The following is a 16,220-nucleotide window of genomic DNA, read 5'->3' on the forward strand; positions in this document are numbered from 1 at the left end:
GTTGCGGCTTGAAGCGCGATGGTATCCTGCGATAACCAACGATATCGATAGGGGTTTTACAGATGAAGCGCTTTACCACTGCGGAGGGTCGCGGCCAGGCGGTCGTCGCCATGGTTGGCTGCGCGTTTCTCTTCGCCGCCCTGGGCACGCTTGTGTACAGCCGGTTTTGCACGAGCATTGGCGCGGCGGGGCTGTATAACCGCGCGTCCGTTGGCGTTGGCTTTATTCTGTTTGGCATCTCGATGGCGCTCTTCACGCCGTGCCTCTATTTGCAGCGCTTGCATCGATCCCATATCGACCCGTCCAGCTTGGCAGGGAGCTCAAGGGCGTTGTCCTGGGATCTCTTTGCTACGGCGTGGCGTTTGTCTTTGCCATGGGGGCGCTTTCTTCTGCGGACGAGACCGGCGTGGTTGGAATTGCGCTCGCAATCGCCTGTGTCGCGGTGGCCGTTTGCTATCGCCGTTACCGCAAGAAGAACCCCATAGCGTATAAGCATACCGGTTCGGCCGCCCTTGTGGTGTTTTGCGGCGCGATGGCGGCGTTCTCCGTTGTGGCCGGTGCACTTTCATTCGGCGAGGTCCTCGACGACCTCTCTGGCGGGTGGAGGCAGAACGAGTTCGCGTTCTACGGCGCGAGCGTCAACCGTCCGAGCGGCCGCGGCTCCATGCTTACGCCCACCACGATCGAGGTCGATCTTTACGAGGACGTCGCGGCGGCGGATACGGCAAGCGGGTAGCGATCTTCGAGCGGCACCTCGTCCACGTTGTCGAGCGTCGCTTGGACGAGGTCTTCGCTGCAGCCCAGAGCAGAGGCGAGGACCGCGGGAGGGTAGGCGAAGCTGCCGTCTTGCTGGGTGAGCGTCTTGAGGGCGCCGACAAGCCAGCTGTTGGGGGAGACGTTGAGCTGGAGCGCGGATGAGATCTCTTGTTTCTTGAGGGAGATGAGCGCTTCGCGGTGATAGGAGCTCGCCTGCGCCAGGCGCTCGTCCACGATCTCGCCGATGGCGGAATCGCTTGCGATGATATCGATGGCCTCTTGCATGGTGCGGTCCATGTTATCCTCCGTTTGCCGATGGGCGGCGTTCGAGCTGGGCGGGCGTCGGACTCGTGTCCTTCTTGTCCCAGTATATGCTTTAGCGTGGTGCATCGTTTTGGGTGGCGCTATAAAAAACTTGCCGTGACCTTGCTTTTTGGTGTTGTTGCAGTGCGTGGTTGTGCGATATGGTGGACGCCTATGGGGACGAATGATGGGAGAAGAATCGCATGACAAGCAAGCTCGCCGGGCCGGAGAATCAGACAGGGGCGCATGCCGCGGAGGCTATTGCCGAGGAAGCGGCGGACGAGGAGCGCGTGCCGTCTGACGGTCGCGACGCCATGTCGCGTGCTCAGCGTAAGGCATGGCGTGAACGTCTGAATGATAAGGCGGCCCGCCAAGCGCTGGTGGGCGTTGTCGCGACGCTCGCCGGCGGTACGTTTTGGGGATTCTCGGGCACGTGCGCCAGCTTTTTATTTGAGAATTACGACATCGACACCATGTGGCTCACCTGCATGCGCCAGATTCTTGCGGGCGCCACATTTTTGATTGTGGTGCTGATGTTCGACCGTAAGCGTCTGTTCGGGTTGCTCACCACGCCCAAGCACCTTAAGACGTTGCTGATGCTCGCCGCGTTCGGCGTGTTCTTCAATCAGTTCTTCTACCTGTTGGCAGTGCGCCTTACCAACGCTGGAACGGCCACGGTGCTGCAATGCCTGCAGCTGGTACTGATTATGGCGTACACGTGCGTGACCGTGCGGCGCCTGCCGCGTCGCCGCGAGCTTGCCGGCTTGCTTTTGGCATTTGGCGGCACGTACCTTATCGCTACGGGTGGCGACCCCACCCAGCTGGCGATTCCGCCCGAGGGCTTGGCGGTTGGACTTATCGCCGCGGTGGGCGCTGCGTGCATGTCCATCATTCCCACCAGCATTCTGCCCATCTACGGTTCCGCCATCGTTACGGGTACGGCGATGTTTATCTCGGGTATTGTGAGCTCGATTTTTATCCAGCCGTGGAACAACGTGCCCGCTTTGGACGGCGTGGGCTGGGGCGCGTTGCTGGTGCTGATCTTTGTGGGATCTTGTTTGGCGTACGCGCTGTACCTGCAGGGCGTGAAGGACATTGGCTCTGTGCGCGCCAGCCTGCTGGGTACGGTGGAACCCGTTTCCGCCACGGTGACCAGCGCCTTGTTCCTGGGCACCTTCTTCGCTCCCACGGACATCATCGGTTTCGCCCTCATCATCTTCATGGTGTTCCTGACGGCGTAGGAGCGTGCTGGCGAATACTCGTCTAAATAGGCGTTTGTGCAAAAGACGGCCCCGACCTCCATTGCGAGATCGGGGCCGTTGCCGTTTGGCGCGCTTGACGCCGGGAGTCACCTTGCGCGAGCGGGCGAGGTGCTACTCGGTTGGGTCCACGGCGGGAACCTTGATGCCCTCGCCGGCTTGGTCTGCGGTGATGATCTGCTCGAACATGCTGGTGGAGTCGCGGAAGTCCGTGGGCAGCACCACCGTCGCGGCCTTGCCGCTCTTGGCGAACTCGCTCATCATCTCGGTCCATTGGGTGAACATGAACAGCTGGTTGGCCTCGTCGTTGCCAACGCCGGTCTCCTGGATGGTCTCCAGGGAGTCCTTGATGCCCAGGGCGATGGCCTTGCGCTGGTTGGCGATACCCTCGCCGGCCTTCTCCATGGCCTCCGCCTCCGCCTTGGCCTCGGTGACGCGGCGGATGCGGTCCGCCTCGGCCAGGTCCTGCGCCGCGGCCTTGGTGCGCTGGGCGGCGTTGATCTGGTTCATGGAATCCTCGACCTCCGCCGGCAGCGCGATCTTGGTGATCAGCGTGGAGACCAGGGTGAAGCCGTAGGCGTCCATCTGCTCGGAGACGGTGGCGTTGACGTCCTTGGCGATGTCGTCCTTTTTGGCAAAGACCTCGTCCAACGTGTAGACGGGGATGGAGGAGCGCAGGGCGTCCGTGATGAAGTCGCGCATCTGGGCGACGGGCTGCTGCAACATGTAGTAGCTCTTGTACACGCCTGAATCCGCGGGGCCGGAGCCCATGTCATAGCTGACGTGGTACTGGGCGGAGACTTCCAGGCCGATGGTGACGTTGTCCTCGGTCTTCACGTCGATATCGAATCCGTTCTTCATGGTGCGAAGGCTTACCGTGGCGGCCTTGCGGTCGATGAAGGGGATCTTAGCGTGGAACCCCGCGCCGACGATGCGGTGGAACTTGCCCAGGCGCTCGATGATGACGGCGTGCTGCTGCTTGACCACAAAGAAGACGTTGCCGGTGAGCGCTGCGATCACAAGCAGGATGAGGACGAGGCCTATAAGGCCGCCAAAGAGGTTGAAGATTGCGTAGAGCATAGGTGCTCCTTCGAACGGGTTCTGGGCTCAAGGACGGTGCCGCGCGCTGGCTACGGGGCGTCGCGGGCGCCGCTCGGCTTCAGAACGGTCTACGTTAGGCAACAGGATACCCATTTGCATCGGTGAGAAATGCCATCTGCCGCTCGCCGCTTCACGGTGCCGTTCGCCGTCGCGTTCCAAAGAAAAGGGCGACCCGCGCGGGGCCGCCCAAAGCGATGCTCGTCCAAAGACGCAAGCTGATGCGGCGAAAAACAGCAGCGCCGTACTGCCGTGTTTCTAGAGCTTGTACAGGTCGCGGAACTTGGTGGAGAGGTAATCGCAGAAGAACGTGGCGTCAAAGGGGGCGCCGCAAGCGCCGGCGATGAGCTCGGGTGCGTCCTTGCCGCGGCCAAAGCGCCAGATGTTGTCGCCCAGCCAGGTGCGCACCGGGGCCAGGTCGCCGGATGCGCAGGCGCCCTCGAGGTCGATGCCCGCTGCGCGCATGGCGGGAACGTACTGCGCGTCGTAGGCGCTGCCCAGGGCGTAGCTGGGGAAGTAGCCAAACGCGCCACCGGACCAGTGGGTGTCCTGCAGGGCGCCCTCGGTGTGGGTAGGAACGTCCAGACCAAGGTACCGCTTGGTCTTTTGCGCCCACAGGGCGGGAACGTCCTTGGCCGTGGCCTCGCCGGAGAAGAGCATGCGCTCGATCTCGTAGCGGATCATGATGTGCAGCGGGTAGGTGAGCTCGTCTGCCTCGGTGCGGATGAGCGAGGGCTGGGCGATGTTGACGGCGCGGTAGAGCGCATCCTCGTCCACGTTGTTGTAGACCTCCGGCGCGTGCTTGCGAAGCAGCGCGAGCAGGGGGCCCATAAAGGCGCGGGAGCGGCCGACGGTGTTCTCGAAGAAGCGGCTCTGGCTCTCATGGATGCCCATGGAGGTGCCGCCCTCAAGGCAGGTGAAGGCGTAGGCGGGGTCGACGCCCAACTCGTAGATGGCGTGGCCGGCCTCATGGATGACGGAGTAGACGTTGCTCATGAGGTTGTCCTCGTAGATGTGCGTCGCCACGCGCGCATCGCCCACGCTGAAGCCCTCCGAGAAGGGATGCTCGGTAAACGCCAGGGTGGTGGAGGCCATGTCCAAGCCAACCAGCTTCATAAGGTCGAAGGACAGGTTGCGCTGGACGCTCTCCGGCACGCGCGCGGTGAGGAAATCCGCCTGGGGCTGCTCGCCGCGCTCGGCGATATCGCGGACCAGTGGAACCACGGTTTCGCGGACCTGGGAGAAGAACTTGTCGTAAGAGGCGGCGTCCATGCCGCGCTCGTACTGGTCCAGCCAGACGTCGTAGGGATCGCGGGAGCTGTCGAGGTAGCCCGCCTGGCGCTTGAGCGCATCGACCATGCGGTCGATGTAGGGCTCGAAAGAATCCCAATCATTGGCGAGCTTTGCCTTGTGCCACACGGCGTCTGCCTCGCACGTGAGGCGGCTCCATGCCTCGACCTCTTCCTGGGGGAATGCCATGGCCTCGCGTTGGTCGCGCTCGAAGACGCGGACCTCGTCGGCGAGCTGGGCGTCGTCGAGCTTGCCCTTGGAGAGTGCCTTGTTGAGCTTATGGACCAGCTTTTGGGCGCGTTCGCTGGTGAGGATCTGGTGGTGCTCGCCGGCGAGCGCGGCCATCGCTTCGCCGCGGGCGGGGGCGGCGTTCTCCGGTGCAACCGTGGCCCCGTCGAACTCGGTGATCTTTAGCAGGTAAGAGCGGGTCCACAGCTCGCGCTGCAGGGCGCGGAACTCCTCGGCGCGCTTGGGCGCCTGGCAGACATGGCCTTCTTCGTGGCCGTGGCAGCAGCAATCGCCGTCGCCGTGTTCGTGCCTATGCTCGTGCTTGCCGCAGCATTCGCCGTGCTTGTGCTCATGCTTATGGTCGTGTTTGCAGGTGCAGTCATCTTTGTGTTTACCCATGGTGCCTCCTGGCGCGTACGTGGGGGTTTGTTTGACGATTGAGAGTGTACCCAGCGGGCGGGGAAACTGTCTATGAAAGCGCTGTCGGGTGCTATGCATGCGCGCCCAGCATAGTGCAAGGTCAGGCGGGTGCCTACATTTCAACAATGCATAGATAAAAGGGCGCTGGAAACCGTTGCCGGTCGCTGTGGCAGTTGAGGACCACGAGGTGGGTAAGGCAAGGTCCGCAGGCCCCAGTTTTTGCGCGAGAAGGGCTTTATCTTTGGCAGAAAGGGCGGCACGGCGGCAGTCGGGCAAGGTGCAAGTGAATTCTAAGAGACGGGCATGCTAGTTATGTCTCCAATCTATCTCTAGAATCTTGCCCCCATCGAGGCCCTTCTTTGCGATGGTCATGGCGGAGAGGGCCGTTTTGAGTATGCACGGCCCTGAAGCACCCGCCTCGTGGCCCTCAGCTGCCATCCCCAGCGGAGGCGGTTTGTCGAATGGGGTTAGCTGGCCATCTCGATGCCCTGGCGAATGCCGTCGACTCCCAGCCTGCCCTGTCCGTAGGCCGCCAGGTCGCCTTCCTTGACGACAAAGTGGGTAACAGGCACGCCGGTTACGCCCCTAACTAGGCGCGCTCCTCGGGTTCGAAGCCCCCGAAGTCGTTCTGATGGTTGTAGTGGCGCCACCCCGAGCGCAGGGCTGATCCCAATAGACCGATATCGCCGTAGCATGGGCGGAGAGCGGCTATCGCGGGCGCGGGCGATGTCGCTTGTTGAGCGGATTTGCGTATCGGGGGTAAGTGAGGCAGAGGGAACGCATCATCGCATCTGGAGGTAACGCTCCTAAGCGCTCGCTTCCCAAGCTCATTTCCGGTGAGATTGAGGTGCGATGTTATATCCGGTCGGCGTGCTATGCTCGCCTGAGCTGGGTGCCACATTGTGTGCCATTCGTTGCACAGTCTATAAACTGGATGATCTGCAATGTCGCTGAACACGGGTGAATACAAAGAGTCTCTTAGTCGTGTGGTCAAGGTCATCTCTTCCACGCGGTCGAATGCGGCGCAGAAGGCTTCTGCAGAGATGATTCGCATGTACTGGCTCATAGGCAACGAGCTTGTGGCGCGTTCGGAGTGGGGCAACAAATACATCGAAACTCTGTCGAAGGACATTAGGGCTGCATTCCCCGGCATCAGGGGATTCTCGGTCCGTAGTCTCAAGTACATGGCAAAGTTCGCTCGTGAGGTGGATTCTGAATTGTGCAGCAGTTGCTGCACAATTCCATGGGGTCATATGATGCTGCCCCTCGACAAGACCGAGCCCGGGGAAGAGCGATTGTGGTACCTGAACGCGACTATCGAAAATGGCTGGTCGCGTGTGGTCCTTGACCATCAGATCGATTTGCGGCTCTACGAGCGCCAGAAGCTTGCCGGCAAGGTGACCAACTTCTCTCGCACCTTGCCCGCACCGGAGAGCGAACTTGCCCAACAGGCGCTCAAAGACCCGTACGTGTTCGACTTCATCACCACCAGGCAGGGCCACCAGGAGCATGAGATCGAACAGCAGATGGTCGAGAACGCAACTGCTCGAACGCGACGCATCGCGATCCTAGCGGCATCGACATCTAGGCGTTCAGCCTCAATCGAAGATCGCGTACCATATCCAGGCGGACGGGGTGTTTCCCGAGAAAGGTTGCTACGCGAAGTAGCGCCAGTGCGCTTGCAGTCGCAAGACTCCTGCAATGTCAGTTATCTATTTTAGCGTCTATCATTAAGGCCAATTTAAAATGGACAGTGTGCAATTTATCGGCGCGCGTTCAGAGTATGGAGGCGGCTCATGATCCCCATAGATGCATTCATGGCGCTTTATGACGCGCTCCCCGGCAGCGACGAGATCGAGCTTCAGTTTTTTTGGCGAGCGGCCTCATGACTACATGGTTATCAAGGATGAGGATTGTGCCATATTCCAGGCCTATGGGAATGGCGAGCGTGCCTGGGTTTCGTTTCCGTCTATTGGGGACCTCATCGCCGCTGATCTGCCCGATGGCATCTGCCTCGCGCGCGACTGGGACGAGCTTGAGGTGGTCATCGTCGACAGCACATGGGTGCTGCCCAATGAGTGGGACATCGCGGATCTTGAGAAGCGCTTTTCTATCTCGCTTGGCTAGCCAGCGTACGCCGTGTTTAGCGCTTGTTGCGTAAGCGAACTGATGCTTCATCGATGGTCCGAGAAGGGGCACCGATCCAATGGAGCGCACCTTGCTCCCGTGTGCTCGCTACAAATCCCGCAGTCTGAGGATGCTTGCAATGCCGGCGACGAAGGTGTCGAATTCCAGCGGGCAGGCGTTCGATCCAGAATGCTCGGCTCCATGCCGTATATGGTGCTCGCTGCAACGCCATGTGGACGCGCTGGTCCCTCAGCGCTACAATCGTACGTAGTAATTCCGTACAAATGTCACGCTTAAAGAGGGGGACGACATGGCAGCGCCCGCTTTGGAAAAGCCCTGCAGGATGGACCTGAGGCTCACCAGCTCCCAGCGAGCCAATTATGAGGAGGCGGCGGCGCTCAGGGGCCAGACGCTCACGCAGTGGTCGACTTCCAAGCTCGATGAGGCGGCGGCAGCAGATATAGAGGCAGCGCGCCTTACGCGGCTCACGGGGCCCGCGTTCGAGGAGTTCTGCTCGATGCTCGACGCCCCGCTACCGGAGTCGACCCGCGAGCTCCTGGCCCGTGAGGAGATCTGGGCATGACGGCTGGGTTCTCCCGGCCCGTTCAGCTTGCGGCGGGGGAGGGCATAGAGGGCTTCCATTGCGGCGTCGAAATCGTTGATTCGTGGGCCGCGCGCCATGCCGCAACCGCTCGCGTGCGGGGAACGGCCGTGGTCTACGTGTCGCGCTGCGCCGGGCGCGTGGCAGGCTTCTATGCGCTGAGCACTCATTCCGTCGTGCGGTCCGACATCGGCGGGGGATGGCTCTCCCGCAACGCCCCCTCCCAGGTCCCCGCCGTGCTTCTGGGGATGTTGGGCGTGGACGACGATTTTAAAGGAATAGGGCTTGGCGCCGCCCTGCTACGCGATGCGATCGTCAACGCCTCCAAGGTCGCAGCGATCGCCGGTGCTCGGGCGCTCGTGGTCGATCCCGTGGACGATTCGGCGGCGGCGTTTTATGCCCGTTTCGGGTTCAGCCGCATAGGAGATTCGGGCCGTATGGCCATCAAACTGTAGATCGAATGCGGGTATGGTTCTTTTGAAATGAGGGGTGCGCATGGGGTTCGGCTCAGCCGCGCTGCCGCCCCTTGGACCCCGCCGACTTACGACTACCGCGAGACCGTCCGCCGCATCGACGAGGCCATGTTCTAGTTCGCCCTGCCGTTCCGAACCCATGGCGTCCTCTTTAGCCATCTTGAAGGCGGCCCATGCGGGGTCGCCGGCGTAGAAGGCGATGCGGGTGAGGATCTCTGCCATCTCGGACTTGGCGGCGCCGCTATCGAGCCGCTCGCTGCCGGCGAAGTAGGCCAGGTAGATGGGCAGCATGGGCAGTAGGCGGGGGGAGATGAAGTTGATGATGCCCTCGAGAAAGGATGCGAGGTAGGTCACGGGCCGTCCTGTTCGCGAGATGGGGCGGTTTTCACTGCGGCAATTAGATTGGCGTTCACGGTCTTTGCGCATTGTAGAAAATATGTTCGATATGCCGCGCAATTGTCGATGACTTGGTCACGGTGTGTGGGTGCTTCGTAACGCGCATCGTTGCGTTTGGCGATGAAGCCCTTCTTGGTAGGGGCGTCGCATCAAGAAATAACAAGGTCGCTTCGTATGGGCAAAAGGCGGTCTGGCTGTCTTATCTTGCGATAAATACTATTTCCACTACAAAAACGATAATAACGATAAAAGCGATAATGGCGAATAGCTTCTGGTGTCGTGCCAGATTGTCGAGCCCACGGCGCGTGGGTATGTGACGTTTTCGATTCCGTTTATGCGCGAGTGGCTTGTTCAAAATCGCAGGAGCCTACTCGCGAGGTATGGGGTTGAGTTATAGACGGAGAGGGACGAGGCTTGTCCGACTTGTTTGCAAGTTCTGCAAGTTCTGTCGGCTTAAAGGGTGATGCACTCTTTTAGTCTGATTGCGTTGTGTTATCCTTCTGCCGATTGCGTTGACGGAGAGGTTGGGCCTCGCCGCATCGTTGCCAAGAGAGGGAGGGTCGCCGGCTGCAAGCCCGCCTGCAACGATAGAAGCCTGAGTTCACTCCCGAGCTGCGACTTGAACGGTGGTTCCGCGATACGGGCGTGTAAGACGATATTTGCGCTCGTTTCCGCGTGTTCGTACTGAGTAGGGAAGCCGCCCGCCTGAGCGACATCGGGCAAAAGAGGGTTCGCCGGGAGGACAGCCGGCGGCCAATCAAGGTGGTACCGCGGAAATCCGATCCGTCCTTGGGAGTGTGAGCGATCACATGATTCCAAGGGCGGATTTTTCTATGGAACAGGTTGGTGCCGTGATGCGGCGCCGCTTGGAAAGAGAGGGAACAGATGAGTTTGATCGATGAACTTGAAGAGCTCGAACAGCGAGCGAAGGAGCTGATCGAGGGTGCGGAGACGAGCGACAAGCTCGAGGCCGCGCGCGTGGCGCTTCTTGGCCGCAAGGGCGAGATCACCGGCCTGATGCGCATGATGGGCAAGATCTCTCCCGAGGAGCGCCCCGTTTTGGGCAAGCGAGCCAACGAGATGCGCCGCATGGCCGAGACGCTGCTGGACAACCGTACCCAGCAGCTCAAGCGCGCCGCCATTAGCGAGCTCATGGCAACCGAGGCCGTGGACATCACCCTGCCGGGCGCTCGTCCTAAGATTGGCCACCAGCACCTCATCAACCAGATCATCGAGGAGATCGAGGATGTCTTCTGCGGTATCGGCTACACCGTGGAGACCGGCCCGCAGGTCGAGAGCAGCTGGTATAACTTCACCGCGCTGAACGCCCCGCTGGACCACCCCAGCCGTTCCGCCCGCGACACCTTCTACGTGAAGGACAACGCTCCCGGCACCGCCGCCCATCCCGAGCAGCATGCCCATGGCGAGTCCGACGTGCTGCTGCGCACCCAGACCTCTGGTGTTCAGATCCATACCATGGAGTCCCAGAAGCCTCCTATCTACATGATCGCCCCCGGCCGCGTGTACCGTCCCGATACGGCGGACGCCTGCCATCTGCCGCAGTTCCATCAGGTAGAGGGCCTGGTCGTTGACAAGGGAATTACCTTTGGCGACCTCAAGGGCACGCTCGACTACTTTGTTAAGTGCATGTTTGGCGAGGACCGCGCCACGCGCTATCGTCCGCACTTCTTCCCGTTCACCGAGCCCTCTTGCGAGGTCGACGTCTCCTGCGGCGTGTGCGGCGGCAAGGGCTGCCCCTTCTGCAAGCACTCCGGCTGGATCGAGATCCTGGGCTGCGGCATGGTCGACCCCAACGTCCTTATCAACTGCGGCATCGACCCCGACGTGTACTCCGGTTTCGCCTTTGGCGCCGGCGTGGAGCGCATCGCCGCGCTTCGCTACGACCTGCCCGACCTGCGCGCCCTGGTTACGGGCGACATGCGCTTCCTCGAGCAGTTCTAAACACGCCCAATCCAAACGCTGATTTCATTCCAAAGGAGTACATAGATGAAGGTTTCATACGACTGGCTTTCCAGCATGGTCGAGGTTCCGGAGGATCCTTCCGAGCTCGCGACCGAATTCATTCGCACCGGTACCGAGGTCGAGGCTATCGAGACCGTGGGCGAGTCCTTTGACCACATTGTGACTGCCAAGGTGCTTTCCAAGGAGCCGCACCCGGACTCCGACCATATGTGGGTCACCAAGGTTGACGTGGGCGCCTGTAACGTGGATGCCGACGGCAATCCCGAGCCCCTGCAGATTGTCTGCGGCGCTCAGAACTTCAACGAAGGTGACCACATTGTGACCGCCATGATCGGCGCCGAGCTGCCGGGCGACATCAAGATCAAGAAGAGCAAGCTGCGCGGCGTGGTCTCCATGGGCATGAACTGCTCCGCTCGCGAGCTGGGGCTTTCCAGCGATCACACGGGCATTATGATCCTGCCCCAGGACGCTCCCGTTGGTATGCCGTTCTCCCAGTACCACGGCACGTCTGATACCGTGCTCGACTGCGAGATCACGCCCAACCGCGCCGACTGCCTTTCTATGATCGGCATCGCCCGCGAGGTCGGCGCCATCTACGACCGCGACTTCCATGTTGAGCTGCCCGCTATCAAGGCCGAGGTCGGCCGCGCTACCGCCGATGAGGTCACGGTTGAACTTGCGGACGAGAACCTCTGCAGCCGCTACGTGGCCCGCATCGTCCGCAACGTGAAGGTTGGCCCTTCGCCCGAGTGGCTGGTGGAGCGCCTGAACGCCTGCGGCATCCGTCCCCACAACAACATCGTCGACATCACCAACTATGTGATGATGCTTACCGGCCAGCCGCTACACGCATTCGACCTGTCCACCTTCGCCGAGCGCGACGGCAAGCGTTCCGTAGTGGTTCGCGCCGCGCACGAGGGCGAAACCTTCCGCACCCTGGACGATGTGGAGCGCACCCTGGCCGAGGGCATGGCGCTGATCACTGACGGCGAGCGCCCCGTCGCTCTTGCCGGCGTCATGGGCGGCATGGATTCCGAGATCGAGGACGATACCGTCGACGTGCTGGTTGAGAGCGCCTGCTTCAACGCCGGCCGTACCTCGCACACCAGCCGCGACCTCTCGCTTATCTCCGACGCCTCCATTCGCTTCGAGCGTCAGGTGGACGAGACCGGCTGCGTGGACGTCGCCAACGTCACCTGCGCCCTTATCGAGGAGCTTGCCGGCGGCGAGGTCGCTCCGGGTTACGTGGACGTCTACCCCGCGCCCAAGACCATCGAGTCCATCGAGTTGCGCTACGCCCGCGTGCGCGACTTGTGCGGCGCCCCCATCGAGATCGACTTCATTCAGCGCTCCCTGATCCGTCTTGGCTGCAGCGTCGAGACCGCAGGAGAGGGCCGCGAGACCGTTTTCACCGTGACGCCGCCCTCCTTCCGCCCCGACCTGCCGCGTGAAATCGACCTTATCGAGGAGGTCTTGCGTCTGTGGGGCATGGGCCGCGTCGAAGCGACCATCCCTGCCGCCAAGAACCACATCGGCGGCCTCACCCATCGCCAGCAGCAGATTCGCAAGGTCGGCCGCGTGCTGCGTTCCTGCGGCCTCAACGAGACCATGAACTTCTCATTCGCTGCTCCGGGCGACCTTGAGCGCATTGGCATGGGCGAGGAGGGGCTTGGCTGCCCCGTGGTCCTTATGAACCCGCTGGTGGCCGAACAGACCGAGATGCGCCGCTCGCTTATTCCGGCGCTTCTGCAGGCTGTTGAGTACAACATCTCCCACAGCACCGCCAACGTGCAGCTCTACGAGACCGGCACCGTCTTCATTGGTCGCGAAAACGCCAGCGCCCCCAAGGAGCGCGAGAACGTCGCCGGCGTCATGTCTGGTGCTATGGGCGAGATCTCCTGGATCAAAAAGCCCATGCCGCTTCGCTTCTTCGACGGCAAGGGCGTGGTCGAGGAGCTGCTTGACCAGATGCGCGTGCCCAAGGTACGTTTCCGTCCCGCCGAGGGCGAGGGCTATGCCTTCCTGCAGCCCGGCCGCTGCGCCGAGGTCCTGTCCGGCGGCGTAGTGCTCGGCTGGGTTGGAGAGATCCATCCGGATGCGCGCGACGTCTACGGTATCGATATTCCCGTGGTCGCCTTCGAGCTCAATCTGGACGCGCTGCTGAGCGTTGCCGGCTCTCAGGAGGCCTACCACGAGTTCTCGCAGTTCCCCAGCGTTGAGCATGACCTGGCCATCGTTGTGGACGACAGCGTTACCTGCGAGGACCTTGAACGCCGTCTGCGCAGTGCCGGCGGCAAGCTGCTGGTTGGCGTGCGCTTGTTCGACGTCTATCGCGACAAGGAGCGCGTGGGCGAGGGCAAGAAGTCCATGGCGTTCGCGCTGACCTATCGCTCCGACGACCACACGTTGACGTCCGAAGAGGTCGAGAAGACCCATCAGAAGCTGGTCACCAAGGTGTGCAAGGCCGTTGGCGGCGAGGTCCGCAGCTAATCGTCCACATACATGCCGTTGATGCGGTGGTCGTATAATGCTCCGGTGCGCGTAGCGGCGTGCCGGAGCCTTTTGTAAGAGGATGCCCGTGCCGGGCGCCGCGCTGATATGAATGCGAATCTAAGGGGTGCGTTCATGCCAAGTTGGAACATCCATATTGCCCAGACTCAAGAGGTGCTGGCGCGCGATTGCTCGCTCACGCGCGCGGTTCGCGACCAAAATGCCTTTTTGTTTGGCAATCTTGTGCCGGATATTCGTGTTGGCTACATGGTGCCGGGGATAGCCGCTCCCATTCCTTATCGCATTACCCATTTTGCCAAGCCGGAGCCTATCCCTAAGCCGCGTGAGGACGAGTTTTGGCGTACCTACGTTGCGCCCGTCCTGCACGGCTTGGATGGTTCGCGCGTTGTCGCCCTCAGTATCGAGGCGGAGCGAGATCGCATCAACCGTATTCACTACCCGGCTCGTTATGAGAACGAGCCTGCGATAAAGGAGGATCCCCGGCAGGTGGCTGCGGCGAATTCCACCGCAGTGGCTGACGTGGAGGCATCGTGCGTAGATTTGACGCTTGGCACGTGGGCCCATTTGTTGGCGGACAACATTTGGAACACCCGCGTGAACGAGTATCTTGAAGCGCATGGCGGGCGCCCCAGCGACTCCTTCCGCATCAAAAAGCAGAGTGATTTCGATTGGTTTGGCCGTTCTCGTCCTCTGCACCTCATTCCCGTTGCATCTGCGCGTCTTATCGAGGCGGCGGCGCGATTTGCCCAATACCCCATTGAAAGGGACCTGGTTATCGCCACGGCCGGCGTAGCTCATGAGACGGCACGAGTGAACGAGGGGACCGATCAACACCCGCCTTACCAGCTTCTTTCGGACGAGTTCTTTGCACAGACGTTTGCAGAGGTGGTCGAGCAGACCATAAGTCTGTTTGAGGAACGCGCTTAAACAAGCTCGTGAGGTTTTGTATAAGGCTCCTATCAAACAGCGTTAAAAAAGAAGCCCCCCGCTGGACCTTCTCAATCCAGCGGGGGGGCTTTATTTGCACGGTTGGTGTTAAACCTTAGCGGACCTGGGCCACGCAGCAGACGTTGGTCGAGGTGATCTTGTCCTCCAGGGTGACGGAGGTAGCGGGGTCGCCGGCGGTAACAACGGTGATGTCGCCCTTCTTGAGGAATCCGCGATCACGTGCGGCGTCGATGGCGTGAGCAGCGGTCAGGCTGACATCCTCGCCCTCGGTCTCAACATGGAAGGGAACAACGCCCCAGTACATGAGCATCTTGGCAACAGCCCAGTCATTGCGGGTGAAGGCGACGATGGGCATGTTGGGACGGAAGTGGGACACCAGGCGAGCGGAGCGGCCGGTGGTGGTGGGGACGGTGATGCACTTGGCCTTGACGGTGGTGGCCATGTTCACAGCGGAGAGGCCCACAACGTTGTTGATCACGCGGGTACCCTTGGCGCCCTCGGGAACCTTGAGCTCGCGGTGGGCGGGCAGGTGGCGCTCGGTCTCCATGGCGATGCTGGCCTGCATCTTAACGGCCTCAACCGGGTACTGGCCGGCGGCGGACTCGCCGGAGAGCATGACGGCGTCGGTGCCGTCATAGATGGCGTTGGCGACGTCGGCAACCTCTGCGCGGGTGGGGCGGGGGTTACGCTGCATGGAGTCGAGCATCTGGGTAGCGGTGATGACCGGCTTGTAAGCGGCGTTGCACTTGGCGATGATCTCCTTCTGGATGAAGGGGACCAGCTGCGGGGCGATCTCGATGCCTAGGTCGCCACGAGCAACCATGATGCCGTCGGACTCCTCGAGGATCTCGTCGAAGTTGTCGACGCCCAGGGAGCTCTCGATCTTGGGGAAGATGGAGATGTGCTCGCCGCCGTTGCTGTCGAGCAGCTCGCGGATCTCGCGGACGGCCTTGCCGCTGCGGATGAAGGAGGCGGCGACGTAGTTGACGTTCTCGGAGATGCCAAACAGGATGTCCTGACGGTCGCGCTCGGTGATGGCGGGCAGGCTCAGGTCGACGTTGGGGATGTTGACGCCCTTGCGCTCGCCAATCTCGCCGTTGTTCATGACGATGCAGTGCATGTCGGCGCCCTCGACGTGGTCGACCTTGAGGTCGATCAGGCCGTCGTCGATCAGGATGTGGGAGCCGGGCTTAACCTCGTTGGGGAGGTTGAGGTAGTCAAGGGAGATGTGGCTGGAGTTGCCAAGGTTCTCCTCGGTAGTGGGCTCAGCGGTGACGATGATGGAATCGCCGGCGGTGACGGAGACCTTCTTGTGGCCCTCGAGCAGGCCGGTGCGGACCTCGGGACCCTTGGTGTCGAGCAGGATGCCAATGGGCTGGCCAAGCTCGGCGGCGATGCGACGGACGCGCTCGATGCGGCCGTGGTGCTCCTCATAGGAGCCATGGGAGAAGTTGAAGCGGGCGACGTTCATGCCCGCCTTGATCATCTCGCGCAGGATATCATCGTTATCGCAGGCGGGACCCATCGTGCATACAATCTTGGTGCGCTTGAACATTCAGACCTCCATCTGACGTGGCTTTTAGCGCTAATACAACCGATAAGCATTATAGGGGAATGAAGGCGGCTCGGATATTACTTTTACCGCATCAATGTCAACCCTCTACTACGCGAACGGGTGGTTAAACCCGTTGGGCGTAATCGATTTAATAATGCGCGTGTTTGGACAAAAGATTTCTCGGTGGCGGTAAATTTCTACGTAGTTCCACAATTATGTTTGCTTTCGCGCGTCTTATGTTTGGGACTGTTCGAGAAGTTTGCAGAGCGTGG

At 61.1% G+C, this 16,220-nt stretch carries 13 protein-coding genes; 9 read left to right on the forward strand and 4 right to left on the reverse strand.

The genetic code is table 11. The features are described 5' to 3' along the window. Window positions 1-259: 259 nt before the first annotated feature. Entirely contained in the window at window positions 260-736 is a 477-nt protein-coding gene (locus B3H65_RS05430; protein ID WP_286684440.1) for a hypothetical protein, read from the forward strand. Here B3H65_RS05430 and B3H65_RS05435 read toward each other — a convergent pair. Then, window positions 697-1,053: a hypothetical protein gene (locus B3H65_RS05435; protein WP_286684441.1), complete on the reverse strand. Its 357-nt coding sequence runs from the start codon at window positions 1,051-1,053 to the stop codon at window positions 697-699. The two genes, B3H65_RS05430 and B3H65_RS05435, sit on opposite strands and share 40 nt — an antisense overlap. A gap of 209 nt (window positions 1,054-1,262) precedes the next feature. On the opposite strand from B3H65_RS05435, the gene B3H65_RS05440 reads away from it, so the two are divergent. Beyond that, the gene (locus tag B3H65_RS05440) at window positions 1,263-2,300 is read left to right on the forward strand and encodes a DMT family transporter (RefSeq protein ID WP_278563526.1); all 1,038 of its coding nucleotides are present in this window, start codon (window positions 1,263-1,265) and stop codon (window positions 2,298-2,300) included. 132 nt (window positions 2,301-2,432) lie between these two features. Here the strand turns inward: B3H65_RS05440 and B3H65_RS05445 are convergent, their stop codons facing one another. Both B3H65_RS05445 and B3H65_RS05450 read right to left on the reverse strand, forming a co-directional pair. Then, window positions 2,433-3,398 carry an SPFH domain-containing protein gene (locus B3H65_RS05445; protein WP_286684442.1) on the reverse strand — a complete coding sequence of 322 codons (966 nt, stop codon included), beginning with the start codon at window positions 3,396-3,398 and terminating at the stop codon, window positions 2,433-2,435. 276 nt (window positions 3,399-3,674) lie between these two features. After that, window positions 3,675-5,333 (reverse strand): carboxypeptidase M32, encoded by a 1,659-nt coding sequence (locus B3H65_RS05450; RefSeq protein WP_286684443.1) that lies wholly within the window; start codon window positions 5,331-5,333, stop codon window positions 3,675-3,677. Between the two features lie 965 nt (window positions 5,334-6,298). On the opposite strand from B3H65_RS05450, the gene B3H65_RS05455 reads away from it, so the two are divergent. The 7 genes from B3H65_RS05455 (at window position 6,299) to B3H65_RS05485 (ending at window position 14,372) form a co-directional block, all read left to right on the forward strand. Then, window positions 6,299-7,075, forward strand: coding sequence for a DUF1016 N-terminal domain-containing protein (locus tag B3H65_RS05455; protein ID WP_286684444.1), 777 nt, complete (start codon window positions 6,299-6,301; stop codon window positions 7,073-7,075). 172 nt (window positions 7,076-7,247) lie between these two features. Continuing rightward, window positions 7,248-7,481, forward strand: coding sequence for a hypothetical protein (locus tag B3H65_RS05460; RefSeq protein WP_286684445.1), 234 nt, complete (start codon window positions 7,248-7,250; stop codon window positions 7,479-7,481). 310 nt (window positions 7,482-7,791) lie between these two features. After that, complete coding sequence (locus B3H65_RS05465; protein WP_009140962.1) at window positions 7,792-8,064, forward strand: DUF1778 domain-containing protein; 273 nt, start codon at window positions 7,792-7,794, stop codon at window positions 8,062-8,064. Continuing rightward, window positions 8,061-8,537: a GNAT family N-acetyltransferase gene (locus tag B3H65_RS10480; protein ID WP_414630710.1), complete on the forward strand. Its 477-nt coding sequence runs from the start codon at window positions 8,061-8,063 to the stop codon at window positions 8,535-8,537. The genes B3H65_RS05465 and B3H65_RS10480 overlap by 4 nt, the downstream gene beginning before the upstream one ends. Before the next feature lie 1,299 nt (window positions 8,538-9,836). After that, window positions 9,837-10,913 carry a phenylalanine--tRNA ligase subunit alpha gene (gene pheS / locus B3H65_RS05475; protein ID WP_270481130.1) on the forward strand — a complete coding sequence of 359 codons (1,077 nt, stop codon included), beginning with the start codon at window positions 9,837-9,839 and terminating at the stop codon, window positions 10,911-10,913. 45 nt (window positions 10,914-10,958) lie between these two features. Further along, window positions 10,959-13,424 carry a phenylalanine--tRNA ligase subunit beta gene (pheT, locus tag B3H65_RS05480; RefSeq protein WP_286684447.1) on the forward strand — a complete coding sequence of 822 codons (2,466 nt, stop codon included), beginning with the start codon at window positions 10,959-10,961 and terminating at the stop codon, window positions 13,422-13,424. A gap of 135 nt (window positions 13,425-13,559) precedes the next feature. Beyond that, window positions 13,560-14,372, forward strand: coding sequence for a hypothetical protein (locus B3H65_RS05485; RefSeq protein WP_286684448.1), 813 nt, complete (start codon window positions 13,560-13,562; stop codon window positions 14,370-14,372). Between the two features lie 115 nt (window positions 14,373-14,487). On the opposite strand, the gene pyk is transcribed toward B3H65_RS05485, so the two are convergent. Next, a complete protein-coding gene (gene pyk / locus B3H65_RS05490) occupies window positions 14,488-15,948 on the reverse strand; it encodes a pyruvate kinase (RefSeq protein ID WP_117679184.1) in 1,461 nt (486 codons plus the stop codon). Window positions 15,949-16,220 lie beyond the last annotated feature (272 nt).

Source organism: Collinsella sp. UBA1693 (genome assembly GCF_002320115.1).
Lineage (GTDB): Bacteria > Actinomycetota > Coriobacteriia > Coriobacteriales > Coriobacteriaceae > Collinsella > Collinsella tanakaei.

Coding starts and splice junctions, on each gene's coding strand:
- B3H65_RS05485 (WP_286684448.1), top strand. CDS start 13,560: ATGCCAAGTTGGAACATCCATATTGCCCAGACTCAAGAGGTGCTGGCG.
- B3H65_RS05440 (WP_278563526.1), top strand. CDS start 1,263: ATGACAAGCAAGCTCGCCGGGCCGGAGAATCAGACAGGGGCGCATGCC.
- B3H65_RS05455 (WP_286684444.1), top strand. CDS start 6,299: ATGTCGCTGAACACGGGTGAATACAAAGAGTCTCTTAGTCGTGTGGTC.
- pyk (WP_117679184.1), bottom strand. CDS start 15,948: ATGTTCAAGCGCACCAAGATTGTATGCACGATGGGTCCCGCCTGCGAT.
- B3H65_RS05435 (WP_286684441.1), bottom strand. CDS start 1,053: ATGGACCGCACCATGCAAGAGGCCATCGATATCATCGCAAGCGATTCC.
- B3H65_RS05450 (WP_286684443.1), bottom strand. CDS start 5,333: ATGGGTAAACACAAAGATGACTGCACCTGCAAACACGACCATAAGCAT.
- pheT (WP_286684447.1), top strand. CDS start 10,959: ATGAAGGTTTCATACGACTGGCTTTCCAGCATGGTCGAGGTTCCGGAG.
- B3H65_RS10480 (WP_414630710.1), top strand. CDS start 8,061: ATGACGGCTGGGTTCTCCCGGCCCGTTCAGCTTGCGGCGGGGGAGGGC.
- pheS (WP_270481130.1), top strand. CDS start 9,837: ATGAGTTTGATCGATGAACTTGAAGAGCTCGAACAGCGAGCGAAGGAG.
- B3H65_RS05445 (WP_286684442.1), bottom strand. CDS start 3,398: ATGCTCTACGCAATCTTCAACCTCTTTGGCGGCCTTATAGGCCTCGTC.
- B3H65_RS05465 (WP_009140962.1), top strand. CDS start 7,792: ATGGCAGCGCCCGCTTTGGAAAAGCCCTGCAGGATGGACCTGAGGCTC.
- B3H65_RS05460 (WP_286684445.1), top strand. CDS start 7,248: ATGGTTATCAAGGATGAGGATTGTGCCATATTCCAGGCCTATGGGAAT.